This is a genomic window from Deltaproteobacteria bacterium, assembly GCA_016234845.1.
GTDB lineage: Bacteria > Desulfobacterota > Deferrimicrobia > Deferrimicrobiales > Deferrimicrobiaceae > JACRNP01.
Genome location: JACRNP010000083.1, coordinates 1 through 23,779 on the forward strand (window position 1 = coordinate 1; position 23,779 = coordinate 23,779).

The 23,779-nt window shown below is 66.6% G+C and carries 29 protein-coding genes; 16 read left to right on the forward strand and 13 right to left on the reverse strand.

Annotation, left to right across the window (positions count from 1 at the left end; translation table 11 throughout):
• Window positions 1–138 (reverse strand): DNA-binding response regulator (locus HZB86_06260; GenBank protein MBI5905139.1); only part of this gene is annotated, 138 nt, incomplete at its 3' end.
• Window positions 135–854 carry a hypothetical protein gene (locus HZB86_06265; protein MBI5905140.1) on the reverse strand — a complete coding sequence of 240 codons (720 nt, stop codon included), beginning with the start codon at window positions 852–854 and terminating at the stop codon, window positions 135–137. The genes HZB86_06260 and HZB86_06265, both read right to left, overlap by 4 nt.
• Between HZB86_06265 and HZB86_06270 the strand changes: the two genes are divergently transcribed.
• The 3 genes from HZB86_06270 to HZB86_06280 are packed head-to-tail and all read left to right on the forward strand — an operon-like array spanning window position 844 to window position 4,082.
• Window positions 844–2,346: a HEAT repeat domain-containing protein gene (locus tag HZB86_06270; protein MBI5905141.1), complete on the forward strand. Its 1,503-nt coding sequence runs from the start codon at window positions 844–846 to the stop codon at window positions 2,344–2,346. The genes HZB86_06265 and HZB86_06270 overlap by 11 nt on opposite strands.
• Window positions 2,343–3,455, forward strand: coding sequence for an HD domain-containing protein (locus HZB86_06275; GenBank protein MBI5905142.1), 1,113 nt, complete (start codon window positions 2,343–2,345; stop codon window positions 3,453–3,455). Before HZB86_06270 ends, HZB86_06275 begins: the two co-directional genes overlap by 4 nt.
• A 39-nt stretch (window positions 3,456–3,494) precedes the next feature.
• Window positions 3,495–4,082: a hypothetical protein gene (locus HZB86_06280; protein MBI5905143.1), complete on the forward strand. Its 588-nt coding sequence runs from the start codon at window positions 3,495–3,497 to the stop codon at window positions 4,080–4,082.
• Between the two features lie 34 nt (window positions 4,083–4,116).
• On the opposite strand, the gene HZB86_06285 is transcribed toward HZB86_06280, so the two are convergent.
• Window positions 4,117–4,812, reverse strand: coding sequence for a hypothetical protein (locus HZB86_06285; protein ID MBI5905144.1), 696 nt, complete (start codon window positions 4,810–4,812; stop codon window positions 4,117–4,119).
• 132 nt (window positions 4,813–4,944) lie between these two features.
• Window positions 4,945–5,502: a hypothetical protein gene (locus HZB86_06290; GenBank protein MBI5905145.1), complete on the reverse strand. Its 558-nt coding sequence runs from the start codon at window positions 5,500–5,502 to the stop codon at window positions 4,945–4,947.
• Between the two features lie 73 nt (window positions 5,503–5,575).
• On the opposite strand from HZB86_06290, the gene HZB86_06295 reads away from it, so the two are divergent.
• The 3 genes from HZB86_06295 to HZB86_06305 are packed head-to-tail and all read left to right on the forward strand — an operon-like array spanning window position 5,576 to window position 11,256.
• Window positions 5,576–7,051, forward strand: coding sequence for an efflux transporter outer membrane subunit (locus HZB86_06295; protein ID MBI5905146.1), 1,476 nt, complete (start codon window positions 5,576–5,578; stop codon window positions 7,049–7,051).
• Window positions 7,048–8,169 carry an efflux RND transporter periplasmic adaptor subunit gene (locus HZB86_06300; protein ID MBI5905147.1) on the forward strand — a complete coding sequence of 374 codons (1,122 nt, stop codon included), beginning with the start codon at window positions 7,048–7,050 and terminating at the stop codon, window positions 8,167–8,169. The genes HZB86_06295 and HZB86_06300 overlap by 4 nt, the downstream gene beginning before the upstream one ends.
• Window positions 8,170–8,172: 3 nt before the next feature.
• Window positions 8,173–11,256: an efflux RND transporter permease subunit gene (locus HZB86_06305; protein MBI5905148.1), complete on the forward strand. Its 3,084-nt coding sequence runs from the start codon at window positions 8,173–8,175 to the stop codon at window positions 11,254–11,256.
• 57 nt (window positions 11,257–11,313) lie between these two features.
• Here HZB86_06305 and HZB86_06310 read toward each other — a convergent pair whose 3' ends face one another.
• Window positions 11,314–11,583 carry a hypothetical protein gene (locus HZB86_06310; GenBank protein ID MBI5905149.1) on the reverse strand — a complete coding sequence of 90 codons (270 nt, stop codon included), beginning with the start codon at window positions 11,581–11,583 and terminating at the stop codon, window positions 11,314–11,316.
• 232 nt (window positions 11,584–11,815) lie between these two features.
• Here HZB86_06310 and HZB86_06315 point away from each other — a divergent pair, with 232 nt between their 5' ends.
• The 5 genes from HZB86_06315 (at window position 11,816) to HZB86_06335 (ending at window position 15,546) form a co-directional block, all read left to right on the forward strand.
• Complete coding sequence (locus tag HZB86_06315; protein MBI5905150.1) at window positions 11,816–12,790, forward strand: NmrA/HSCARG family protein; 975 nt, start codon at window positions 11,816–11,818, stop codon at window positions 12,788–12,790.
• Window positions 12,791–12,796: 6 nt separating this feature from the next.
• Window positions 12,797–13,540, forward strand: a complete 744-nt coding sequence (locus HZB86_06320; GenBank protein ID MBI5905151.1) for an ABC transporter ATP-binding protein — start codon at window positions 12,797–12,799, stop codon at window positions 13,538–13,540.
• 7 nt (window positions 13,541–13,547) lie between these two features.
• Window positions 13,548–14,351, forward strand: coding sequence for an ABC transporter permease (locus HZB86_06325; GenBank protein MBI5905152.1), 804 nt, complete (start codon window positions 13,548–13,550; stop codon window positions 14,349–14,351).
• Between the two features lie 86 nt (window positions 14,352–14,437).
• Window positions 14,438–14,578, forward strand: coding sequence for a hypothetical protein (locus tag HZB86_06330; protein MBI5905153.1), 141 nt, complete (start codon window positions 14,438–14,440; stop codon window positions 14,576–14,578).
• On the forward strand, window positions 14,575–15,546 hold the full coding sequence (locus tag HZB86_06335; protein ID MBI5905154.1) for a lyase: 972 nt from the start codon (window positions 14,575–14,577) through the stop codon (window positions 15,544–15,546). Before HZB86_06330 ends, HZB86_06335 begins: the two co-directional genes overlap by 4 nt.
• Window positions 15,547–15,564: 18 nt before the next feature.
• Here HZB86_06335 and HZB86_06340 read toward each other — a convergent pair whose 3' ends face one another.
• Entirely contained in the window at window positions 15,565–16,125 is a 561-nt protein-coding gene (locus HZB86_06340; GenBank protein MBI5905155.1) for a stage II sporulation protein M, read from the reverse strand.
• Between the two features lie 176 nt (window positions 16,126–16,301).
• Here HZB86_06340 and HZB86_06345 point away from each other — a divergent pair, with 176 nt between their 5' ends.
• Together HZB86_06345 and HZB86_06350 are read left to right on the forward strand one after the other, a co-directional pair.
• Window positions 16,302–16,484, forward strand: coding sequence for a hypothetical protein (locus tag HZB86_06345; GenBank protein MBI5905156.1), 183 nt, complete (start codon window positions 16,302–16,304; stop codon window positions 16,482–16,484).
• Between the two features lie 81 nt (window positions 16,485–16,565).
• Entirely contained in the window at window positions 16,566–17,045 is a 480-nt protein-coding gene (locus HZB86_06350) for a DinB family protein (GenBank protein ID MBI5905157.1), read from the forward strand.
• 35 nt (window positions 17,046–17,080) lie between these two features.
• On the opposite strand, the gene HZB86_06355 is transcribed toward HZB86_06350, so the two are convergent.
• From HZB86_06355 to HZB86_06370, 4 genes are all read right to left on the reverse strand, one after another.
• Complete coding sequence (locus tag HZB86_06355) at window positions 17,081–17,896, reverse strand: enoyl-ACP reductase (GenBank protein ID MBI5905158.1); 816 nt, start codon at window positions 17,894–17,896, stop codon at window positions 17,081–17,083.
• A 252-nt stretch (window positions 17,897–18,148) separates the two neighbouring features.
• On the reverse strand, window positions 18,149–18,511 hold the full coding sequence (locus HZB86_06360; protein MBI5905159.1) for a VOC family protein: 363 nt from the start codon (window positions 18,509–18,511) through the stop codon (window positions 18,149–18,151).
• Between the two features lie 266 nt (window positions 18,512–18,777).
• Window positions 18,778–19,536, reverse strand: coding sequence for a 4,5-DOPA dioxygenase extradiol (ygiD, locus tag HZB86_06365; GenBank protein MBI5905160.1), 759 nt, complete (start codon window positions 19,534–19,536; stop codon window positions 18,778–18,780).
• A 149-nt stretch (window positions 19,537–19,685) separates the two neighbouring features.
• A complete protein-coding gene (locus tag HZB86_06370) occupies window positions 19,686–19,883 on the reverse strand; it encodes an ArsR family transcriptional regulator (GenBank protein MBI5905161.1) in 198 nt (65 codons plus the stop codon).
• Window positions 19,884–20,068: 185 nt separating this feature from the next.
• On the opposite strand from HZB86_06370, the gene HZB86_06375 reads away from it, so the two are divergent.
• The gene (locus tag HZB86_06375) at window positions 20,069–20,584 is read left to right on the forward strand and encodes a DoxX family protein (GenBank protein ID MBI5905162.1); all 516 of its coding nucleotides are present in this window, start codon (window positions 20,069–20,071) and stop codon (window positions 20,582–20,584) included.
• 30 nt (window positions 20,585–20,614) lie between these two features.
• Here the strand turns inward: HZB86_06375 and HZB86_06380 are convergent, their stop codons facing one another.
• Window positions 20,615–21,508, reverse strand: a complete 894-nt coding sequence (locus HZB86_06380) for a methyltransferase domain-containing protein (GenBank protein ID MBI5905163.1) — start codon at window positions 21,506–21,508, stop codon at window positions 20,615–20,617.
• A gap of 143 nt (window positions 21,509–21,651) precedes the next feature.
• Between HZB86_06380 and HZB86_06385 the strand changes: the two genes are divergently transcribed.
• Together HZB86_06385 and HZB86_06390 are read left to right on the forward strand one after the other, a co-directional pair.
• Window positions 21,652–22,044 carry a methyltransferase domain-containing protein gene (locus HZB86_06385; GenBank protein MBI5905164.1) on the forward strand — a complete coding sequence of 131 codons (393 nt, stop codon included), beginning with the start codon at window positions 21,652–21,654 and terminating at the stop codon, window positions 22,042–22,044.
• On the forward strand, window positions 22,041–22,361 hold the full coding sequence (locus HZB86_06390; protein ID MBI5905165.1) for a transcriptional regulator: 321 nt from the start codon (window positions 22,041–22,043) through the stop codon (window positions 22,359–22,361). Before HZB86_06385 ends, HZB86_06390 begins: the two co-directional genes overlap by 4 nt.
• Before the next feature lie 286 nt (window positions 22,362–22,647).
• Here HZB86_06390 and HZB86_06395 read toward each other — a convergent pair whose 3' ends face one another.
• Entirely contained in the window at window positions 22,648–23,145 is a 498-nt protein-coding gene (locus HZB86_06395) for a hypothetical protein (protein ID MBI5905166.1), read from the reverse strand.
• 256 nt (window positions 23,146–23,401) lie between these two features.
• A complete protein-coding gene (locus tag HZB86_06400) occupies window positions 23,402–23,707 on the reverse strand; it encodes a DNA-binding protein (protein ID MBI5905167.1) in 306 nt (101 codons plus the stop codon).
• Window positions 23,708–23,779: the final 72 nt, after the last annotated feature.

Here is a 23,779-nt window from a genome sequence, read left to right on the forward strand (position 1 = left end):
GGACGCGAGCTTCCACAGCGCGTCCGCCCCATCGACCGCGAGAGCGCACGAATACCCCTCGTCGCCCAGAACCCCCTCGAGCGATTTCCGGATGCTGGCTTCGTCGTCGAAGACCAGGATCGTTCCGCGATCCGTCATGTGCGACGCTCCCCGGGAAGGTTGCCGCCGTTTCCGTAAGGACGCCGGTCTGACGCTATTTTATTACTAATCATTCCCCCCTTTCCATCCGATACGATATTCCGGATCTTCGATGTGCCGGGGAGGCCATGGAGAGCGCGGCGCAAGGGACCGATGTCCGCAGGATCGAACGTCTCGCCGTCGAGATGGCGCTGATGTTCAACTGGATCTCCCTGTACCAGGCGGGGCACCCTTCCCTCGCCGGGCGCGTCGAGAAATTCCACCGGAACCTCGCCGAGATCGTGGGCGCGGAGCCGTCCGGCCACCTGCTGCTCGGCGTCGCCAAGGACAAGATCCTCTACCGGAACGTGTTCCTCGGGAACGGCAACAGCCTCGTCCGCAGCTTCACCTCCGAGCTCTTCCTGCACCAGGTCGCCACCCTCGACATCTCCGCCGACGTGACGCCGAAGGATCTCCTCGCCTTCTTCCTCTCCCTCCAGCGGGTCCGCCTGGGAAACAAGGGAGAGAATCTGGAGGGGATCCTGAAGGCCGAGGGCGTGCGGGGAATCGCGACCTATCCGTACAACTACAAGGAGGTCCTCTCGAGGCGGATCATCCACCCGGGCGCGGAAACTCCCTCCTCCAACCGGGAGGAGGAACTCTGGCGGATGATCCTCACGGAAAACGTGGCCGCGGGGGGCGGCGAGGAACTTCCCGAGGACGCGGATGATCCTCACGGAAAACGTGGCCGCGGGGGGCGGCGAGGAACTTCCCGAGGACCTCCGGATTCCTCCCGAGATGATTCCGGCCATCCTGCGCCGGGTCGACGCCGCCTCCGGCAGGGAGGCGCGCCGGGGTGCCGGTCCGGACTCCATCTCCGAGGCGATGCCGCCCGAAATGGTCCAGCGCGTCCTCGGACGCCTGGGAGACACGCTCCGCAAGCTGTCCGTGGAGCAGCAGGCCGCGGTCCTCCGGTCCCTCGACGAGGGGATCGCGGACGCGCGGGGCGACGGCGGCGCGGACGCCGCGGACGCGGATCTCGTCCGGTCGCTGACGGGCGCCGACACGGACGACGAGTTTCTCGACCTCCTGGCCAACATGCTGGCCGCGGAGGAAAAGAGCGGGAACCGGATCCGGAGGATCTTCGAGGTGATCGCGAACGAGCGGAACCGGGACGGTTCGCTCCTTCCGGCGGTCAAGGAAAGGGTACGGGAGAGCGTCCGGACGAAGAACTACTACGGCCAGCGGGCGTGGGAAGCCATCGAACGTCTCCTCTTGCAGCGGACCGAGGCGGCCTACCTCGGACAGGACCATTCCCATCTCCTGGAGAAGCTGTCGAACATCGACGCGACCGCGCAGGCGGCCGGGGAAGGCGTCGCGCGGGCCGACCCGGCGGATCTGTCCGAATTCGAGGAGGAGCGCCTCCACCTCAAGGGAGCCGGCGTCCTCCTCGAGCTGCTCGCGGAGGAGGATTCGGAGGGCGAGTTCCTGGAGCTGCTCGAGGAGATCCGGAAGATCATCCCCAACCTGATCTCGCGGAGGGAGCTCCCCCTGCTGAAGACCGTGCTCTACACGTTGACGACGGTGAACCGGACCGCGTCGGAAGCCAGAAAGCCGGCGATCGAGCGCGTCATCGGCGAGGTGGATTTCGCCCACATGATCGACCTCTACCTTTCGCCATCCGTCTCGAAGACGGAGAAGGGGCGGATCGAGGAGATCCTCGTGTCCTTCGTCGGCGTGTCGATCGGGGACTGCCTCGACCGGCTGCTGATGGAAACGGACCAGGGGAACCGCAGGGCGCTCCTTTCCCTGGCCGTCCGTTTCGATTCGGAAGCCTATCCCGCGATCCTGGCGAAGCTCGACGACCACCACTGGTATTTCGTCCGGAACCTGTGCCTCATCCTCGGCCGGATCGGCGACTCCTCCGTGGTGCCCGACCTGGTCCGGATGCTCGAGCACCCCGACATCCGCGTGCGGAAGGAGACGGTCCTGTCGCTCGGACGCCTGAGGGCCGCCGACTCGGTCCCCTTCCTCGGAAAGATCCTCCTCCACGACACCCTGCTGCAATCCGCGCGGGAGGAGGCGCTCCGGATCGACGCCGCCAACGCCATCTTCCAGTCCGGCTGCACGAGGGGGATCGCCCTGCTCCACCGCGGAGCCGAATGCGGCCGGACGAAGGTCCGGGACCATTGCGCGGCCCTCCTCGTCACGCTGAAGGGGAAAAAGTGACCGACGACACCCTGTTCCCGGTCGTATCGGACCTCTCGCTGGCGATCCAGGCCGCGTCGGCGTATCCCGAGAACCATCCGCGCGTGCAGGAGATCCTGGTCCGCCTGCACCGCCGCGCCCAGGCGGATGCCGAGCGGTTGCGCGGGCTGAACATCGGCTTCTTCCGCGACCACATCGTGGTGGACGAATCCCCGTTCGTGGAACCGAACCCCACGCTGACCCGGCTGATCGAGCGGATGCGGGAGAAGGGGATCGAGAAGATCCTGATCTCCGAGGGGATCACCTTCGGGGAGATGAAGCGGTTCGTCTACTTCCTCGCGGAGGGCGCCGGAGCCGCCTCCGAGCAGATCTGGGAATCGATCGTCTACGGGAAGATCGACGGGGCGGAATCGGCCGGCGCCGCCGCCCTCGGGCTTTCACCCTCCTCCCGGCCGTCCGGATTCATGGCCGGCGCGACGGAGGTGCTGAAGGACGTCCTCCTGTCGATGGTCTCCGAGCGGAAACGGTCCTCGGTCGAGGACGGCCGCGACATCGTCTCCTCGATCATGAAGGGGCTCCGTCAGGAAGGGATGCTGATCGACCGCCTGATCCGGCTGCAGGGGCACGACGACTACACCGTGACCCACTCCCTCAACGTCTGCATCCTCGTCGTTTCCCAGGCGGCCCGCCTCGGGCTTCCGGAGAACCGGGTCCGGGAGGCGGGGCTTGCGGCCCTGCTGCACGACATCGGCAAGGAGATGACCCCGTCCGCCATCCTCACCAAGCCCAGCCGGCTGGATCTGGACGAGTTCGACCAGGTGAAGCGGCACCCGGCGGTCGGGGCGAAGCTCCTCCGGAGGATCGACTGCGGGACCGACCTCCCGATGATCGTTGCGTTCGAGCACCACATCAAGTACGATCGGTCCGGCTATCCGAAGGTCCGCACCCGGGAACCGCTGCACGTCGCCTCGTACATGACGCAGATCGCCGACGTCTACGACGCGCTGCGCAGCTACCGCCCCTATCAGCCGTCCATCGAGCTCGAACGGACCGTGTCGATCATGAAAGAGGGCCGCGGCACCGAATTCGAACCCCGCCTGTTCGACAATTTCGTCGAGATCCTTTCCTGATCCCCAGCGCGCGGTGCGCGCCATCCCCCGGAGGTGCGCATGAACCGGAAGATCGATGAACTGATCGATGCCGTTCGAACGCTGGAAGAGGAACTGGAAGCGGAATTCCGCAAGAAACGCGAGGAGTTCCAGTTCACCATCGAGGCTCGCCGCGTCCGCTTCGCCGAGGAGCTGATCCTCCAGCACCGGCGGCTGAAGGTGGGGCTTGCGCGCTACCTCCGCGAAGCCCGTCCGCTCTTCGTCCTCACGGCCCCGGTCATCTACTCCGGGATCGTCCCGCTCCTCCTTCTGGACCTCTTCGTGTCCCTGTACCAGGCGATCTGCTTCCCGGTGTACGGCATCCCCAAGGCCCGCCGGGGAGACTACCTCGTGTTCGACCGGGAAGACCTGCCGTACCTGAACGCCCTCGAAAAGCTCCATTGCGCCTACTGCTCGTACGCCAACGGGCTCGCGGCGTGGTTCCGGGAGGTCGCGGCCCGGACCGAGCAGTACTGGTGCCCGATCAAGCACGCCCGCAGGATCCGCGACGCCCATTCGAGATACCCGCGTTTCTTCGAATACGGGGACGCCGAGAGCTACCGCAAGGGGCTGGAGCGCATCCGGAGCGAGTATGGCCGCAAGGGATAAGGAAAGTTGTCGCGTTTCATAGCCAAGGGGATGTTCACCCTTCCACGCCGAGATGCTCCTCGAGCGTGGAGCAGATCCGGTCCGGCTTCCGGTAGAAAAGGGAAAACCGAAGGTCCCTTGCCTGCGGGTACAGCTCGTACAGAAGACGCGCCGCCTCGTCGGGACGTCGGATCGGCTCCCATCGGGCGTTCGCCTTCTGACGCATGAACCGCCCGCTCAACAGCAGCCGGAAGAACATCATGTCGCACAGCATCCCCTCGAGCCACGGCGTCCAGTTTTCGTAGCCGGCGATCCACTTGGATTGCGACCCGCCGAGCAGCACCTCCGCCGTCTTCCGGTTGACGAAATCGCACGCCCCGAAATACAACCCGTCGTAGCTCGTGAGAGGCGCCAGGATGTTCTTCAGCCGCCTTCGGCCGATGTCCCGCACCGCGCTGATGACTCCGCGCTTCCCGTGGCAGGCGAAATAGGCGATCTTCCTGCGCTGGTCCACCCCCTGGTCGTACCGGTAAAGCGCGTCCTTCAACCCTTCCGCGTTCTGGAAGACGACGTAGCTGAACAGCGCGTCGTGCCCGGGCACGTCGTGATGGCTCCCGTTGCGCCGCATGTACGCCTCGTTCGCGTCCCGCTTCAACTGCCCGAAAAACGGTTTCACGGTTTCGTCGTGCTGCTGGTCCCACTGCGCCTCGAACACCTTGATGATGTACCGGAACCCGTTCCTCTGCCGCATGGCGAATCTCCGATTCCGCTCGTTCGCTGGCCCGTCAGGGCAACTATTATACCCCCCGGACGGAATTTCGCCGGATCCCGGCCGGACGCACCTAATCCGCCAGATTACCGATTCGTCCACATCATACTGATTTTATTCGACTAAAGCCAGGCGTGCGACAAGGTCACGGGCCGCCGCGAACGACTCCTCGGCATCCGTGCGGCCGACGACCAGCCCGGTCCGGACGATCCCGTCCCGGCGTTTCGCGGAGCGGACGAAGGCGTCCCAGAACGGTTCCTCCCGGATTCGAACGCCCGTCAGGGATGCGTGGAGTTTCCGGACCCTGTCGTCTGCGAGGCAGTACCCGTTCAGGACGTCGCCCATCGACTCCTCGAGGAAACGGATCCCCTTCCGGGCAAAGGCTTCGGACATGGAACGTTCGACCGCCACGTCGCACGCCTGGTGCGCCACGACCGTCGCGATCCCGCACAGCTTGTCGTCCTCCTTGTCGAGGAGGAACCTCGCGATCCGCAGCAGGATCTGCGGGTACGAGGCCCCTTCGACAAAGTCCGCCGCGGCGCCTCCGATCGCCTCCGGAAGGACGATCGAACGGAGGTACCCGCCGGCCGGAGAACCGCAATATTCGCACGGATCGGCAGAAGCCGGCGGCTCTCCGGGAATCCGTTGTCCGCAGAACGTGCAGCTGTTCATTCCATTTCGATGCCCGGAAGTCCAATCGGGATCCACGATCGAACCGCGCCGCCGGTTCTGCATCTAACCAGGGATGCGACTTCATGCCGTCATCCTTGCCGTGGCGCTCGCCGGCTGCGCGGTCGGGCCCGATTACCGCCGGCCCGCTCCCCCCCCGGCTGCTTCCTATATCATCGAGGAGGGAACGCCTCCGGAGACGGTTTCCGCCCCGGGCGTCGGAGGATCGGCACAGCGGTTCGTTTCCGGGGGGGAAATCCCCGCCCGATGGTGGGAACTGTTCCGCTCGGAGCCGCTGGATCGCTGGATCCGCACGGCGATCGCGAACAGCCCGACGCTGGCCGCCGCGGAAGCCAATCTGCGGCGCTCGCAGGAGGTCCGCCGCGCGCGCTTCGGGGATCTCCTCCCCGGCGTCGACGGATCCGCCTCCGCGGCGCGCCGGAAGCCGTCGGGCGCATCGTCCGGCCAATCGGGCGCCCGGGACAGTCCCTTCACCCTGTACAGCGCATCGGTGGACGTTTCGTACGCCTTCGACCTGTTCGGGAGAACCCGCCGGGAGCTGGAGTCGCTGCAGGCGCTGGTCGACTACCAGGGTTTCCAGCGGGAGGCGGCTTACATGACCCTTGCGTCCAACATCGTGACCGCGGCCTTCCAGGAAGCCTCCCTTCGGGGACAGATCGGAGCCACGCGGGACATCGTGGCGACGCAGGAGGAGCAGCTGGAGCTGATCGAGAGGCGGTTCGCGCTGGGCGGGATCACGCGGACCGATGTGCTCGCCCAGCGGGCGGCCGTTGCACAGTCCCGCGCGACCCTCCCCCCCCTGGAGAAACGCCTCGCCCAGACGCGCCACCTGCTGGCGGTCCTGGCCGGCCGATACCCCGGGGATTCGGCGGATCTTCCCGAGTTCCGCCTCGAATCGTTCCGGCTTCCGGAGGAACTTCCGTTGAGCGTGCCGTCGGCGCTGGTCCGCCAGCGGCCCGACATCCGGTCCGCGGAGGAGCTTCTGCACGCGGCGAGCGCCGCCGTCGGGGTCGCGACGGCGGACCTGTATCCCCGGATCACTCTCTCCGCGCGGATGGGTACGGAAGCGGCGACGGCCGGCGACCTGTTCCGGCCCGGCACCGCCGCCTGGGGGATCGGCGCGGGGCTCCTCCAGCCCCTCTTCCGCGGAGGGGCGCTGGAAGCCTCCCGCCGCGCCGCCGTCGCGGCGTTCGACCAGAGCGCGGCGCAGTACAGGGAGACGGTCCTCCAGGCGTTCCGCGACGTGGCCGACGTCCTTCGGGCGTTGGAACACGACGCCCGGACGCTCGCGGCGCAGGTGGAAGCGGAGGCCGCCGCGAGGGACACCCTGGAGATCGCGAAAACGCAGGTGCGCCTCGGCGCGGCGAGCCACTTCTCGCTGCTCGACGCGCAGCGGCAGCACCACCTAGCGCGGATCCTCCTCGTCCAGGCGCAGGCCGCGCGGTTCGCCGATACCGCAGCGCTGTTCCAGTCGCTCGGGGGCGGGTGGTGGACCCGCGAACATCCCATCGCCGGAGTCGTGAAACCATGAAAAAACGCATCCTGCTCGCCGTCCTCGGCGTGGCGATCGTCATCGCCGTCCTCGCGGGAGTCAAGACCCTGCAGATCCGGGCGATGATCGACCAGGGAAAGAAAACCGCCCTTCCGCCGGAGACGGTGACCACCGCCGCGGTCCGCTCCGAATCGTGGGATGCCTCCCTGTCGGCGGTCGGCTCGCTGGCGGCGGTCCAGGGGGTCACCGTGGCCGCCGAGTTGTCCGCGAAGGTCGTGGAGATCGCCTTCGAGCCGGGGGCGAGCGCGAAGCGGGGGGATCTGCTGATCCGCCAGGACACGAGCGTGGAGGAGGCGGAGCTCCCCGGGGCCGAGGCCCAGGTCGCGCTCGCCCGATCCGTCCTCGCGCGGGACGAGGAGCTGCTGAAGGAGAAGATCGTATCCCAGGCGGACTACGAGACCGCCGTCGCCGTCCATCGCCAGGCGGTCGCCCGGGCGGAATCCCTCCGCGCGACCATCGCCCGCAAGTCGATCCGCGCGCCGTTCGACGGCCGCCTCGGGATCCGGCAGGTGAACCTGGGGCAGTTCCTCCGGGAGGGGGAGCCGGTCGTGACGCTGACATCGCTGGACCCGATCTACGTAAACTTCGCCCTCCCCCAGCAGGAGCTGTCCCGGCTGCGCGTCGGCCTTCCGGTGCGGGTCACGAGCGACGCGCTGCCCGGACGGCCGATCGACGGCCGAATCACGACCGTTAACCCGCGGGTGGACGCCGACACCCGCAACGTCCAGCTGCAGGCGACGGTCTCGAATCCGTCGGCTGCGCTCCGCCCCGGGATGTTCGTCAACGCGTCGGTCGGCCTCCCGGTCCGAAACAAGGTGCTGGCCGTCCCGGCCACATCCGTGCTCTACGCCCCGTTCGGCGACTCGGTCTTCGTCGTCGTTCCCGACCCGAAGGGATCGGGCGCCGGGACGCTCCGCCAGCAGTTCGTGCGGCTCGGCGAGCGGCGCGGCGACTTCGTCGCCGTCACGGAGGGGCTGAAAGAGGGAGAGACCGTCGTCAGCACCGGCGTTTTCAAGCTGCGCAACGGCCAGCCGGTGGCGGTCGACAACCGGCTCTCACCGGAATTCCGTCTCGCCCCCAGCCCCAGGAACGAGTGACCGATGAAATTCACCGACCTCTTCATCCGCCGCCCGGTCCTCGCGCTGGTGGTCAACCTGCTGATCGTCATCGCCGGGCTCCAGGCGATCCGGACCTTGAACGTCCGCCAGTACCCGCGAAGCGAGAACGCGACCGTGACCGTCACCACCGTGTACATCGGCGCGAGCGCGAACCTGGTTCGCGGATTCGTCACCTCGCCGCTGGAGCGTGCCATCGCCGCGGCCGACGGCATCGAGTACATGGAGTCGCAAAGCGCCCTCGGGCTCTCCACGATCCGCGTGCGCCTGCGGCTCAACTTCGATTCCACCCGGGCGCTGGCCGAGATCGGCTCCAAGGTGGACCAGGTCCGGCGCGATCTGCCTCCGGAGGCGGAGGTCCCGGTCATCAACATCGAGTCGGCCGACAGCCGGTTCGCGTCGGCGTACTTGAGCTTCAGCTCCGACATCCTGAAGCAGAACGAGATCACCGACTACCTCGTGCGCATCGTCCAGCCGCGGCTGTCCGCCCTCCCGGGGGTGCAGCGCGCCGAAATCCTCGGCGCCCGCACCTTCGCCATGCGCATCTGGCTCAAGCCCGACCGGATGGCGGCGCAGGACGTAAGCCCCGCGCAGGTGCGCCGCGCACTGGCCGCCAACAACTTCCTGGCCGCACTCGGGCGGACCAAGGGGGAGTTCATCCAGGTCAACCTGACCGCCGACACCAACCTCGGCACGGTCGGGGAGTTCCGCCGCCTGGTGGTGCGCGAGCGGAACGGGACCGTCGTCCGGCTGGGAGACATCGCCGACGTGGTGCTGGGGGCGGAGGATTACGACGCGGAGGTCCGCTTCTCCGGCCAGACCGCCACCTTCATGGGGATATGGCCGCTGCCGAACGCCAACTCCCTGGACGTCATCCGGCGGGTGCGCACGGAGATGGAATCCATCCGCGCCGGACTTCCGACCGGGCTCGAGGCCCGGGTCGCGTACGACGCCACCAACTACATCTCCAACGCCATCCGGGAGGTGCTGAAGACGCTGGGCGACACGCTGGTCATCGTCATGGTCGTCATCTTCCTCTTCATCGGCTCCCTCCGCTCGGTGCTGATCCCGGTGGTGGCGATCCCGCTGTCCCTGGTCGGCGCCGTGTTCCTGATGCAGCTGTTCGGGTTCACCGTGAACCTCCTCACGCTCCTGGCGATCGTCCTCTCGGTCGGGCTGGTGGTCGACGACGCCATCGTGGTCCTGGAAAACGTGGAGCGCCACATCCGGGAGGGGAAAACGCCCATGGAAGCTGCGCTGACCGGCGCCCGCGAACTGGTCGGACCGATCGTCGCCATGACCGTCACCCTGGCGACGGTCTACCTGCCGATCGGATTGCAGGGGGGGCTGACCGGCTCCCTGTTCCGCGAGTTCGCCTTCACGCTGGCGGGCGCGGTGACCATCTCGGGGATCGTCGCCCTCACCCTTTCGCCGGTCATGTCGGCCAGGATCCTGAAACCCGGGATGGGGGAACGCGGGCTGGCCGGCCGCATCTCCCGCGGATTCGAACGGCTGAAAACCGTCTATGGCCGCCTGCTCGACGCCACCCTGGCGACGCGGCCGGCCGTGTACGCGGTCTGGATCGCGGTGTCGATCGCGGCCGTGCCGATGTTCCTCATGTCCGCCAAGGAACTGGCGCCGCTCGAGGACCAGGGGGTCATCTTCGGGATCATCGACGCGTCCGCCAATTCGACCCTCGACCAGAACCGCATCTTCTCCGCGGAGGCCAACCGGATCTTCCGGAGCGAACCGGAAACCGACTTCACGTTCCAGATCACCTTCCCGACCTCCGGATTCGGAGGGATGGTCGTCAAGCCGTGGAGCGAGCGGAAGCGAAACGTCTTCCAGATCCTCCCCGGCGTCCAGCAGAACCTCCAGAAGATCCCCGGGATCCGGATCTTCCCGACGACTCCGCCGGCGCTCCCCGGCGGCGGCGATTTCCCGGTGGAATTCGTCCTTGCCTCCACGGCGGAGACCGGGGAGATCCTCGAGTTCGCCAACCAGCTGCAGCGGAAGGCGATGGAGAGCGGGATGTTCGCCTTCCCGCCGCTGATCGACGTCAAGGTCGACCAGCCGCAATCCGAATTCGTGATCGACCGGGACAAGGTGGCCTCCCTGGGACTCAATCTCGGTGAGATCGCCGGGGACATGGGCGGCCTGGTCGGCGGCGATTTCGTGAACCGGTTCGACATCTCGGGACGCAGCTACAAGGTCATCCCGCAGATCCAGCGGATCGGCCGCCTGAATCCCGACCAGCTGAAGGACGTCCACGTCACCGGCCCGAACGGCAGGCTGGTCCCGCTCGGAACCTTCGCCACCCTGCGGGAATCGGTCGTGGCCCGCTCGCTCAACCGGTTCCAGCAGCTGAACGCGGTCAAGATCAGCGGGGTGTCCGTCCGCCCGCTGGACGAGGCGCTGCGCTACATGGAGGACGAGGCGGCGAAGATCCTTCCCAAGGGGTACGTCATCGACTACACCGGCGAGTCCCGCCAGCTGCGCACCGAGGGGAACCGGTTCCTGCCCGCGTTCAACCTGGCCGTCATCCTGATCTTCCTGGTGCTGGCGGCCCAGTTCAACAGCTTCCGGGATCCGTTCGTCATCCTGGCGGGTTCCGTGCCGCTGGCCATGTTCGGCGCGCTCCTGTTCACGTTCCTCAAGATGCCCGACCCGAACGTCCCGTTCTGGACCCGGGGGTGGACCACCACCCTCAACATCTATTCCCAGGTCGGGCTGGTGACCCTGGTCGGGCTGGTGTCCAAGAACGGCATCTTGATCGTGGAATTCGCCAACCGGCTGCAGCTCGAGGGACAGCCCAAGCTCGACGCCGTGCGCCAGGCGGCCATGATCCGCCTCCGGCCGATCCTCATGGTCAGCGCCGCCACCATCGCCGGCCACTTTCCCCTGACCCTGGTCACCGGCGCGGGCGCCGCGGCGCGGAACTCCATCGGCCTGGTGCTGGTCGGCGGGATGTTCATCGGCACCCTCTTCACCCTGTTCGTGGTGCCGTCGATCTACATGCTGATCGCCCGCGATCACGGCAAGGACAGGGAGGAGGGTGCGCGCGCGTAGGAACGGGAGTTCGTGCGGGGCGAGAGGGAGCGACCCCCCTCGCCCCGTTCTTCCTCTTCAGGCGGACTTCCGGTGGAATTCCCGGATCTGGTCCGGCGTGAACCGGTTCAACTTGACGACTCGCGCCTTCCCCGCCAGAAACGACGGGATGTTCTCCTTGACCTCCGCTTCGCTTCGCGCCTCGAGGATGGCGTATCCGGTGTGGTCGCCGTCCATGCAACCCCACTCGTACTTCGCCAAGGTCTCCGGACCTTTCGCCAGGAGTTCGTCAAGGGCGCGCAGGCACTCCTGGGGCGTGTGGGGCGAATCGACGAAATACCGTTCCATGGGCTCCTCCCTTCCTTCGCAATCGGCAGGGAATGTTTACGGTCCGACGGGTCGACATGCTTAACAGTATATATTCCCATCGGCGCGATCCATCATGGGACCCCCGGATTTTTCCGCCGGAGAGGAATCCTTCGCGGCGCCGGATCGATCGAAACGGAATCGGCAATGCGACGGCGCGTCGGATCGTCAACCAACCGGATGGTACCGGGAACCGTGAAGAAGGAGGATTGCCGTGGAGAAGAAGATCATAGCCGTGGTGGGCGCCACCGGCGCGCAGGGAGGCGGGCTGTGCCGCGCCATCCTGAGGGACAAGGGCGGCGAATACCGGGTCCGCGCGTTGACGAGAGACCCGGAATCCGCAAAGGCGAAGGAGCTCGGGAAGCTCGGCGCGGAGGTCGTCCGGGCGGATGTCGACGACCGGGATAGCCTGCGGAAGGCGTTCCAGGGAGCGCACGGGGCGTTCTGCGTCACGTTCTTCTGGGACCATTTCTCGCCCGAAAAGGAGGTCGCCGAGGCGGGGAACATGGCATTCGCCGCGAAACAGTGCGGTTTGAAGCACGTCATCTGGTCCACCCTGGAAGACACGCGGAAATGGATTCCGCTCGCCGATCCCCGCATGCCCACCCTTCAGGGGAAATACAAGGTGCCGCACTTCGACGGAAAGGGCGAGGCCGACCGGGCGTTCACGGAGCAAGGCGTCCCGACGACCTTCCTGCTGACTTCCTTTTACTGGGAGAACCTGATCCACTTCGGGATGGGGCCCAAGCCGGGCGCGGACGGGATCCTGTACATCACGATGCCCATGGGGGACAGGAAGCTGCCCGGGATCGCCTCCGAGGACATCGGGAAGTGCGCCTATTCCCTGTTCCGGAAGGGAAACGAGTTCGTCGGCAGGACCGTCGGGATCGCGGGCGACCATCTGACCGGAAAGCAGATGGCGGCCGCGCTCACGAAGGCGCTGGGGCGGGAGGTACGGTACAACGAGGTGTCCCCCGACGCGTACCGCAAGCTCGGATTCCCGGGCGCGGACGACCTCGGGAACATGTTCCAGTTCAAGCGCGATTTCGAGCGCGACTTCTGCGGGGCCCGGAGCCTGGATTTCTCGAGGAGCATCCACCCGTCGATCCACACGTTCGAGAGCTGGCTCGAAGCGAACCGGGGCCGGATCCCGCTCGAGGAGGATGCCCGCAAGGCTTCCGGGGAATAGCGCGGGATGTCCCGTGTGCTCTCCGTCACCGGTCTGCGGAGGCTCTACGGCGATACGGTCGCGGTGGCCGACGTCTCGTTCTCGGTGGGACAGGGCGAGATCGTCGGCCTCCTCGGGCCGAACGGGGCCGGCAAGACGACCATCATCAACATGATCCTGGGCGTCCTCGAGCCGACCTCGGGGACGATCCGCATCGAAGGCGCGGACATCTCGACCCACCGCTCCCGGGCGGTGGAACACGCCAACTTCGCGGCGGTCTACGCCCCGCTCCCCGGCAACCTGACCGTGACCCAGAACCTGCGCGTCTTCGGGATGGTGTACGGGGTGCGGGAGCTCCCGGATCGCATCGAAGCGCTGATCGACCAGTTCGACCTCCGGCGGCTGCGGAACACCAAGTGCGGCGTGCTGTCGTCGGGGGAGCAGACCCGCGTGAGCCTCGCCAAGGCGATGCTCAACCGCCCGCGCCTGCTGCTTCTCGACGAACCGACCGCCTCGCTCGATCCCGCGGTGGCGCGCGACATCCGGTCGCAGGTCCTCGATTTCGTCTCGCGGGACCGGGTGGCCGTGCTCTGGACCACCCACAACATGAGCGAAGTCGCGGACGTCTGCGACCGGGTGCTCTTCCTGTCGCGCGGGAGGATCCTTCTCGAGGGGCCCCCGGCGACCTTGCCCGGGGAACACGGCAAGGAGTCGCTCGAGGAGCTGTTCATCGCGGTGGCGCGCGAGCCGCTCGCGCTCCGGCGGAGCTGAGATCCGGATGCGCGTCCGGCGCGTCGCGGCGCTCGTCCTTCGGCAATATTACCTCGCCCGGGGGAGCCCGGTGCGCGTGCTGCCGATCTTCGCGTGGGTCGCCATCGACATCGTGCTGTGGGGATTCATCACCCGGTATCTCAACACGGTCGCCTCGCCCGGGGTCGATTTCGTCCCGGTGCTCCTGGGCGCCGTCCTCCTCTGGGATTTCTTCACCCGCGTGATGCACGGCGTCGCCATCGCGTTCCTCGAGGATGTCTGGTCGCACAACTTCCTGAACCTCTTCGCGTCGCCGCTCTCGATCCGGGAATACGTCTCCGGGCTCGTGCTGGCCAGCATCGCCACGAGCGCCCTGGGGCTTCTCACGATGGTCGTTCTGGCGGCCGCGGCCTTCGGGCTCTCCTTCTCCGTCTACGGCGTCCTGATCGCGCCGTTCCTCCTTGCGCTCTTCCTGTTCGGGATCGCGCTCGGGATATTCGCCAGCGCCCTGGTGCTCCGGTTCGGGCCCGCCTCCGAGTGGATCGTCTGGCCCGTGCCCGCGTTCCTCACCCCCTTCGCCGCGGTCTTCTATCCCGTTTCCACGCTCCCGGAATGGATGCGGACGGTCGCGTACCTGCTGCCGCCGTCGTACGTGTTCGAGGGGATGCGCGCGGTCGTTTCGGGCGGCGAATTCCGGGGGGCCGCCCTGCTCTCCAGCGTATTCCTCGCCGCGCTGTACATACTGCTGGCGTCCCGGTTTTTCACCCGCGTCCACCGGCATGCGGTCCGCACCGGGCTGCTGGCGCGCTACAGCGCGGAAAGCGTGAACTAGGACCGCCGGGCCGAAACTTTCCCCCGCCGGCGTGCTTCGTATGGGTTCGTGAACCGGATCAAGAGGGAGGAGGGCCGCCGATCGCGATGAACGGCCCGCTGCTGGTCAGCCTGCTGCCGCCCGGACGGAGCCTGGAATCCGCGTCCGCCGCCGCCGGCTCCCCGCTCGCCGTCGCCGTCCTCCTGCTGGCCGGACTCCTCCTGTCCCTGCTCCTTCGACGGCCATGAAACGCGGACGGTCGTCGGTCGCCCTCGTCGTCCTGGCCCTGTCGGCCGCGGCGGCACCGGCCTTCGCCGCCGGACTCTCGATACGGGAGTACCCCGTCCCGCCGGGTTCCCACCCGCACGACGTGGCGCCGGCGCCGGACGGGAGCGTCTGGTACACGGCCCAGCACGCCGGAGCGCTGGGACGGCTCGATCCCGCCACCGGGGAGACGCGCCACTTCCCGCTGGGGCCGGGGTCGAGCCCGCACGGCGTGATCGTCGGACCGGACGGAGCTCCCTGGATCACGGACAGCGGACGGAACGCGATCATCCGCGTGGATCCGAAAACGGAGAGGATCCGGGTCTTCCCGCTCCCGAAGGATCGCGGCGACGCCAACCTCAACACGGCCGCCTTCGACCGCCGAGGGATCCTCTGGTTCACCGGCCAGAACGGCATCTACGGGCGTCTCGATCCGCGCACCGGTCGGATCCGGGTCTTCGACGCTCCCGGGGGCCGCGGTCCCTACGGAATGGCGGCCGCCCCCGACGGGAGCGTCTACTACGCCTCCCTCGCGGGGAACCACGTGGCGCGGATCGACACGGCGACGGGGGCCGCCACGGTGATCGCCCCTCCCACCGCGCGGCAGGGAGCCCGCCGGGTCTGGGCGGATTCGACGGGGCGGATCTGGGTGAGCGAGTGGAACTCGGGGAAGGTCGGGGCGTTCGACCCCCGGACCAGGACGTGGAGCGAGTGGCGTCTCCCGGGGGAATCCCCCCAGGTCTACGCCGTCTACGTCGACGAGAAGGACCGGGTCTGGGTGAGCGACTTCCGGGCGAACGCCCTCGTCCGGTTCGACCCGGATACGGAGAACTTCCTGACGTTTCCGCTCCCGTCCGGGAGCGCGCGCGTCCGCCAGATCCTCGGCCGGAAGGGGGAGGTCTGGGGCGCCGAATCCGGAGCGGACAAGCTCGTGGTGATCCGCTTCCCGTGAGCCGCGCCGAAGCGCGGACTATCGCGCTAGGATGAGGGCCGTCTCGATCGCCGCCGCGACGATGAGCATGGGGAACACGACCGCGAAGTACCGCCGGAAGGAATGCTCCAGGTTCGCCCGGAGCGGTTCGGTTTCCCTCCCCCGCATCCTCCGCACGACCGTCGCGCCGAGCCACAGGCCGTAGGAGGCCGCGATGAGGATCGGCGGTATCTCGAACACTCCGTACGGCAGCAGCTTGAGCGCCGCCTTCGCGTAGCCGGCCCCCTCGACCTCCTGGCGGTACAGCACGCCCAGGCCGAACCCGTTCGAGCTGACGGCGAAAATCGGGACGATTCCGGCGAGCACGCCGGAAGCGACCAGGAAGATCGTCGCCATCACGTTCTGGACGAGGATGTTGAAGTAGAGCACGCCCCCGGCAAGCCCCCCGTAGTTGCCCACGACGACCTGGAAGATCTCGATCATCTGCCGCCGGACGGACAGGGGCGCGACGGTCCCCCCGAGAAAGGAGGCGGCGAAGGCGAGGGAAAGGATCACCATGTACGGCCTGATCGTCCGGTCGAATATCCCCGCGAAATTCATTGGACCTTCCTCTTCTCCCCTGCCAAAAGTACCCGCCGTCACGGGTGGCATCCCTGCGGCTTCCTGCATGATATCGGATTTGTCGTTGAATATTCCCCTCCCGATCTCGTTTCAGTGACGGGGGCGGGTGGAAGTTCGCGCCCCGATCGGCAAAACCGGGCGAAGGGAGCGAATACATGAGAAAGTTCCTTCTGGGATTCCTTGCCATGCTTTCCCTGGCGTCGTTGCTGTCCGGCTGTTTCTACTACCCTTACCCCTATCCGGACGATTATTACGGGAGAGGCCACCGCTACGACCGGGGGGACCACGGGGAGCGGGATCGCGACGACCGGCACTACGATCGCCGCTATTATCGGTGACGCCGATCGGGCGTCGACGTCGAAACCGGGCTCCAGTGCCCGCATCTACCGTATGGGTGAATTCCGATGCCGGAGGGGATCATGGGCAAACGGGCCGCCGACCTGGCCGAACGCTTCAACGCCTTCAACGACGAGGTGATCCGTTTCGTCGAGAAATGCCCCGAGGATGATTGGGGGAAGATCTGTCCGGGAGAACGGTGGCCGGTGGGCGTGGTCGTCCGTCATCTCGCCGCAAGCCATTACGGCGCACTGGGCCTGGCGAAGTTGATGGTCGCGGGGGAGAAATTACCGGATCTCACCCACGACGTGATCGACCAGATGAACGCCAAACATGCCGAAAAGCATCGAAACTGCACCCGGAACGACGTGCTTCGGATCCTGCGGGAGAACGGAAGAGCCGTGGCCGATTTCGTGGGGGCCTTAAGCGAAGCCGACCTGGATCGCGCCGGACACATAGCCGCCGTCGGAGGCGACGTGACGGTCGAACAGGTCGTCACCGTCATCATCCTTGGAAACGGGGGAGAACATTTCACCGACGTGAAAGTCGTCGCCGGGGCGTAGACACCCCGCCCCTGCGGACATCCCCCGCGAAACGGTCAGGGCGTGGAGGTCGGGTTTCCCGAAGCGGCCGGCTCGATGCCCGGGTCGCCGCCGCCGATGTTGAACCCCGCGTCGACGTAGTGCACTTCGCCGGTCACGCCGGATGCCCAGTCCGAGAGAAGGTAAGCGGTGGCGTTCCCCACCTCGTCCTGCGTCACGTTCCGCCGGAGCATCGCCCCGCGGGCGTTCTTCTCCATCAGCTTGCGGAAATCTCCGACGCCGGAGGCGGCCAGCGTTCGGATCGGTCCCGCCGAGACGGCGTTGACGCGGATCCCTTCCGGCCCGAGGTCGAGGGCGAGGTAACGGGTCGACGCTTCGAGGGCCGCCTTCGCCACACCCATCACGTTGTAGTTCGGCACGGCGCGCATCGCACCGAGGTAACTCATCGTCACCATGGCCCCCCCCGGCCCCATCAACCGGGCCGCCCGCCGGGCGCAGGCGATGAAGGAGTAGGCGGATATATCCAGCGCCAGATGGAAGTCGGCGCGCGAGGTGTCCCTGAAATGGCCGCTCAGCGATTCCCGGTTGGCGAAGGCGATGGAGTGCACGAGGAAGTCGATCCGCCCCCACCGATCCGTCGCCTTGGCGAAGAAATCGTCGATCTGCGCGTCGTCGCCGACGTCGAGCGGTTCGACGAAGCTCGCCCGGATCGATTCCGCCAGGGGGAGCACCCGTTTCTTCAGCGCATCGCCGAGATAGTTGAAACCCAGCTCGGCCCCCTCCCGGTGACAGGCCCGGGCCACTCCCCACGCGATCGATTTCTCGTTCGCGACGCCCAGGATCAACCCCCTCTTTCCTTGCAGAATGCCCACGAGACACCCCCAAGTCCGGCAACGCGGTCACAGGCCCCGCGTATGTCCCAGAAGTATACCTGCAATCCCTATACAGGGAATTCTTTTGAAGGGGTCCGCCGACCCCCGGGGGAGCCCGGAGGCATGCACCCCCGGGCGCGGTACGGCAACGACCGTCTACCCCGCTGCCTCCCGGGGTCAGGCGCAGCAGAAGATTATTTCCCGCCCCCCGTGCCGCGATGCGCCCGGTCCCAGGCGTCGTCACCCAGCGGGTTACGGCTCCCAGGGGGACATCAGCTGAAAATAGTTGCCGTCCGGATCCGCGAACGTGGCGATCCACATGTCGCCTTCGCCCATCCGGTACGGTTCCGCCACGACGCGGGTGCCGAGTCCCTTGATCCGCTCGAAATCCCCCTTCACGTCCGGCGTCTCGAGATTCAACAAGATCCGTTCCGGACCCGGGTTCCTCCCCTTCACCTTGTCGTGCGGCCCGACGCCCAGGAAGCAGCCGCCGGCCATGAATCCATAATAGCCGCCCTCCTCCATGTCGGGCCCCTTCCCGAGAACTTCACCGTAGAATTCCGATAGCCTTTTCGGGTCTTCCGAACCGAGCAGGATCGAGCTCAACTTCAGCATGGGATCGCCTCCTTCGCATCCTGGTCCACTCCCCTGTTAGATGGCGTGCGAGGCGTGGATCGATCCGGTCTGGCCATCGAAACCGGGACATCCGGCTCTCCATCTTCTGGTCGACAGGCGGGAATGGACACGATGAAGGCGAATAGTGCTCGGGATGATCCGTTCTCCTTTCCCGCGATGAAAATCCCTCTTCCCATCACAGTTGAATTATCCCGCCTCGCGGGGCTTGCGGGCGGCGTTCCGGGAAGCGGGCGGGTTCCACCGGGTCACCCCACCCGGAGCGAACGCATGGAGATCGATCCCAGCGTCACCTTCTCCGCGAAGAATTCGACCGGCTCCCCCTCCTCCCGCAGGGCCAGGACGTAGAGAAGCGGCAGGTAATGCTCGTTCGTGGGGATCGACAGCCGGGCGATCTCGCCGTGGCGCGGGTAGTCGACGATCGAATCGTGGTCCCCCGCGAGGATCCACTCCTGCAACCTGGAGTCGTACTCGTCGGCCCAGTCGAAGGCCACGTCTTCCGGGACCATCCGGCGCAGATTATGGACCATGTTCCCGCTCCCGACGATCAGGACTCCCCTTTTCCGGAGCCCTTTGAGCTCCCTTCCCAGCTTGTAGTGGAACGCGGCCTCTTTCGTGCGGTCCAGGCTCAGCTGGACGACCGGAATGTCGGCATCCGGGTACATCCGGCGCAGGACGGACCAGCTCCCGTGGTCCAATCCCCATTCCTCGTCGAGGCGGACCGGGGTGGCGCGGACGGCATCCGCAACGAGGCGGGCGAGGTCGGGCGACCCTTTTGCCGGGTACAGCACCTCGTAGAGCGGCCGGGGGAAACCGAGGAAGTCGTGGATCGTTCGCGGCCGCGGCATCGCGGTCACCCGGGTCCCCGCCGTCTCCCAATGGGCCGAGACGCAGAGGATGGCCACCGGCCTCGGCAGGGAGCGTCCGATCCGCGCCCACGCCCGGCTGAACCCGTTCTCCTCGATCGCGTTCATCGGGCTGCCGTGGCCGACGAACAGGACGGGCATCACGAGAGACTTCATGCGGCCCGGCCGGCCGGGACCATGGGGAAGCCGGCGGCCTTCCATCCTTCGACGCCTCCTCCGAGAGCCCTCGTGTTCCGGAACCCATCGTCCCGGAACCTGGCCGCCTGACCGGCGGCGCTGGCCTCAGTGGGTCAGGCGCAGTAGAAAATGATCTCCCGCCCCTTGTCCAGGAACGGCGCCCTCTCACGGAATTCTCCGAACGATATGGCTCCTTCGAGCCGCAATGCCGAATATTTCGCCGGATCCTCGTACGCGCAAACCAATATCGCTTCGTCTTTCAGCACCTTGGACCTTGTCGCTTCAGGCGATACCCGAATGATTTCCGACATGGCTTCCTCCCGCTTTTCCCGGCACGGAACCCCTCTTCCGAACTACCGCTCGCGGCCGGATTTCCATTAATTGGATGCCCGGGGCGCGCCCGGCGTTTGCGCCGGCGGCGTCCGATTCGCCCGGACGACGGATCTGCCGCGGGCAAAGTGGAATCCAATTCATACGGAAGGAACCGGAGGAGCCCATGGAATCGGAACGGAACGAGTATGCGGCATCCGTCGGCCTGCTGATCCTGCGGCTGGGGATCGGCGGATACCTGGTCACCCACGGCTGGGGGAAGGTGCAGATGCTTCTGGCGGGCGCCGGGGGCCAGTTCGGCGACCCGATCGGCCTGGGGCCCACGGCGAGCCTGGTCCTGGTCGCCACCGCCGAGTTTCTCTGCGCGCTGCTGATCATCGTCGGACTCGGGACGCGCTTCGCGGCCGTGCCGGTCGTCATCTCGATGTCGGTGGCCGCGTTCGTGGTCCACGCGCGGGATCCCTGGACGATGGAGACGGCCGCCAGGGCGTTCATGGCGGGCACGTCGAAGACGTGGTTCGCCAAGGAACCGGCGCTGCTGTACCTGGTCCCCTTCCTGGCCCTGGTCTTTACGGGCGGGGGAATGTTCTCTCTGGACCGTTGGATCGCGCTGCGGGGGAACCGGGGGCGGGAGAGCACGCTCCGGAATTCCGAGCGACTCGAGAAGCGTTCGGCGGCCTGACGTCCGGCCGGCGTCCATCCCCCATAATCTTCAAAACTTTTCCGCCAGGAATAAGACGTACCGCAGGAACCCCGAGTCGAATCCCGCCTTGATGTGCAGGGCCGCGGGGAACTGCTCCTTGATCAGCCGGAGCCCGTCCCGTCCCAGCTTCATTCCTTTCCAGACGAACCGCGGGATATCTTCCATCGAAAGTTCGCCGATCGCCCGGATCGCCTGTTCGTACCCGTACTCCCAGTTCCTCCGGATCGCGTGGTTCAGGTCGGTCTCTTCCAGCAGGCGAAGGCCGTTCCGGCCGAGCCAGCTTCGATATCGTTCGGGCGTCGCCAGGTCCGGAATCGCCCAGTACCTCATGAATGGGTGCAGAACCAATTCCTCCTGCGTCCGGTTCAATCCTTCCCGCCTGCACCAGGCCAGCAGAAGGAACCTCCCCCCCGGATTCACAACCCGCGCGATCTTTTCGACCGCCTTCTCCTTGTCCGGCAGGTAGCACTCCGCGTCGAGGAAGGAGACCGCGTCGAACCGTTCGCCGAGCTCGTCGATCCGCATCACGTCGTGCCGCAGGAACCGCAGGTTCGGCTTCCGGTACCGCCGGGCGTGGGATAGCTGCGAGCGCGAAATGTCGATCCCGAGAACGTCGCCCGCGGTGTTCTCCGCCAGGACGTTCGCGAATCCGCCCCTTCCGCAGGCGAGGTCCGCCGCCTTCCTCGCCTCCCCGATCCGCAGCGCCTCCAGGTACCTGCGGTGGGTATTGGCGAACGCGGCCGCGCGGCTCTCGTTTTCGTCCGTAAAGATCGCGAAATGGAAGAAGTCGTCCCAGTATTCGGCGTACAGGTCGCTCACCGCCGCGAACATCCGCTCCATGCTCTCTTCGTGGTGCTCCCGGAAATACCGGAAGCTCTCCGCGAACTCCCCTCCCGCGCCCATGGCCGTGCCTCCGTCGCCCGTGGCGGGGCGGCGGCCGTATACTCCGCCGTCTCCCCGCAATAAGATGCCCCGGGCGGCGCGCCTGCTCCCTCTTACCGGCCGCCGGATTATGATGGAGGGGCAAAACGGAGGGAGGGACACCGATGGCGAAACCGGTCTGCCCCTGGTGGCTCGGCTGGTTCCTGGCTCACCCGTGGCGCCGCCGGATCCACAACCCCGCCGGAATCCTTCGTCCCTATATCTCCGAGGGGATGACCGTGCTGGAGCCCGGCCCAGGGATGGGGTTTTTCACGATGGAGCTCGCCCGCCTGGCGGGCCCCACGGGGCGGGTCGTTGCGGTCGACGTGCAGCCGCGCATGCTGGAGGGAGTCCGGCGCCGGGCCGAAGGCCGGCTCCTGCTGGCCGAACCGCGCCTCGAAGTGTCGGAGGCCGAATTTATGAAAACCGTGGATGCGGCCGGGAAACACGGCCTGCGCGCGGATCGCCGCCTTTCGGTCCCGTGGTGCCGGGCCGCCCTGCTGGTCAAGGGACCGTGACCCGTCCCGGGAAACCGGCGATTCCCCCGGAAGAGTCCGGGACGGTCCGGCGTCAGATCCGCGCTCTCCTCGCGGACGGCCCCATGACAGCCCTGGAGATCTCGGCCGCCGTCCGCCGGCCGGAGAAGGAGATCGCCGGCCACCTAGAACACCTCCGGAAGAGCCTGCGGTCCGAGGGGCGCCGCCTGGTCCAGATACCCGCGGAGTGTCGGGAATGCGGGTTCGTCTTCCGGAAGCGGGAGCGGCTCCGAACGCCGAGTCGATGCCCCGTCTGCAGGGGGGAGTCGATCGCCGATCCGTCGTTTCGCCTGGAATAAGGTTCCGGCTCACTCGCCGATGACCTTGACCAGTACGCGCTTTCGCCGCCCTCCGTCGAACTCGCCATAGAAGACCTTCACCTTCCCCCCTTCATGGCTTCACGGATCGGCGCACGGAATCGCCAGGGCCCGCATCTTCGAAGCATCATAAACGACGCCGTCGCGAACGCCGCCGGGAACCCGACTACAAGTCGATGAAGCTCAACATGATGCGCCGGCGGCCGGTCAACGTCGCTCGGGATACGATTATCGGGTCATTGGCCCGGCTTCCGATTTTCCGGCGGCCTTACCCGCGAAGGATGACGGCGGCGACCAGCGCGCAGAATCCCAGCGCCAGGGCGATTTTCGGAAGGACCACCTTGGACCGTTCGCGGATCGTGCCGGTTTTTCCGGAGAGAAGACCTTCCGCGGCAACCTCGCAGACCCCCGGGATGGAGGAGCACGACCGGGTCTTCGGACATACGGCGAAGACCACCAGCATGACGGCGGTGAGACCGGCCTTCAGGAGGATGTACCGGCCGGCCGCCGTGCCCCAGAGGGCCTCCCGGGTCCCCAGGAGCAGGTACGCCTTGGCGACTCCCGTCGCGAGCAGGAGGGCGATGGCGCCTCCCACCAGCTTCCGGAACCGGGCCTCCATCAGCGCAAGAAGGTAGGCGCTCTGGAAGCTGACTTCGTTGTTCCGGAAGACCGGATCCAGGACGACGATGTGGAAGATCATCCCCCCGAGCCACGCAACGACGGCCAGGAGGTGGGCGACGGTCAACGCGATCGAAAGAATTTCCACGGGAACTCCCCTTTCCCTGCCATGCCTCCAACCGGGGACCGCGGCACCATCAAGGCGTGGACTGTCCTACGGCGCCAGGTCCCGGGTCCTTTCTCCCATCATCCGCGGAACCCCCGGGGAGTTCATTGACCGGCATCAATTGCCGGTTTGATTGTGTTAACAAAAAAAGGGCTACGGTCTCCCGTAATCCCTCGGCTTGATTTGGTAGCGGGGCCAGGATTTGAACCTGCGACCTTCGGGTGGATGTCGACAAGAATTATTTAGTAATACCCGCGAGAAAATCTCCGACGGCTTGTACGACGATCCCCATCGTATCCGCCAGTTTGTTCATGTAGAGACCGAAATGGCGTCGATCCCCGGTGAGAAACTGTGTTGCCTTGCATCGTTGCGCCGAGGCGAATACGGGCCGGTCTTTCTCGGGAAGCAAAAGCGTGCACCGCTCTCCCGCCACATCGGGAACAAGGCGGACGATCCGCAGAATTTCCGACAAACGCCCAAGAGCCGCCGGATGTTTCCTTTCCAGGTTCAGGCGCGCCTCCGCAAGACAGTACGCGCTGGTCACCACCTCCCAATTCCCCGCTGCCGCCGGTTCGATGACGAGGGACGCCTTTCCTCCCGGGTTGTGAGCGGCGGT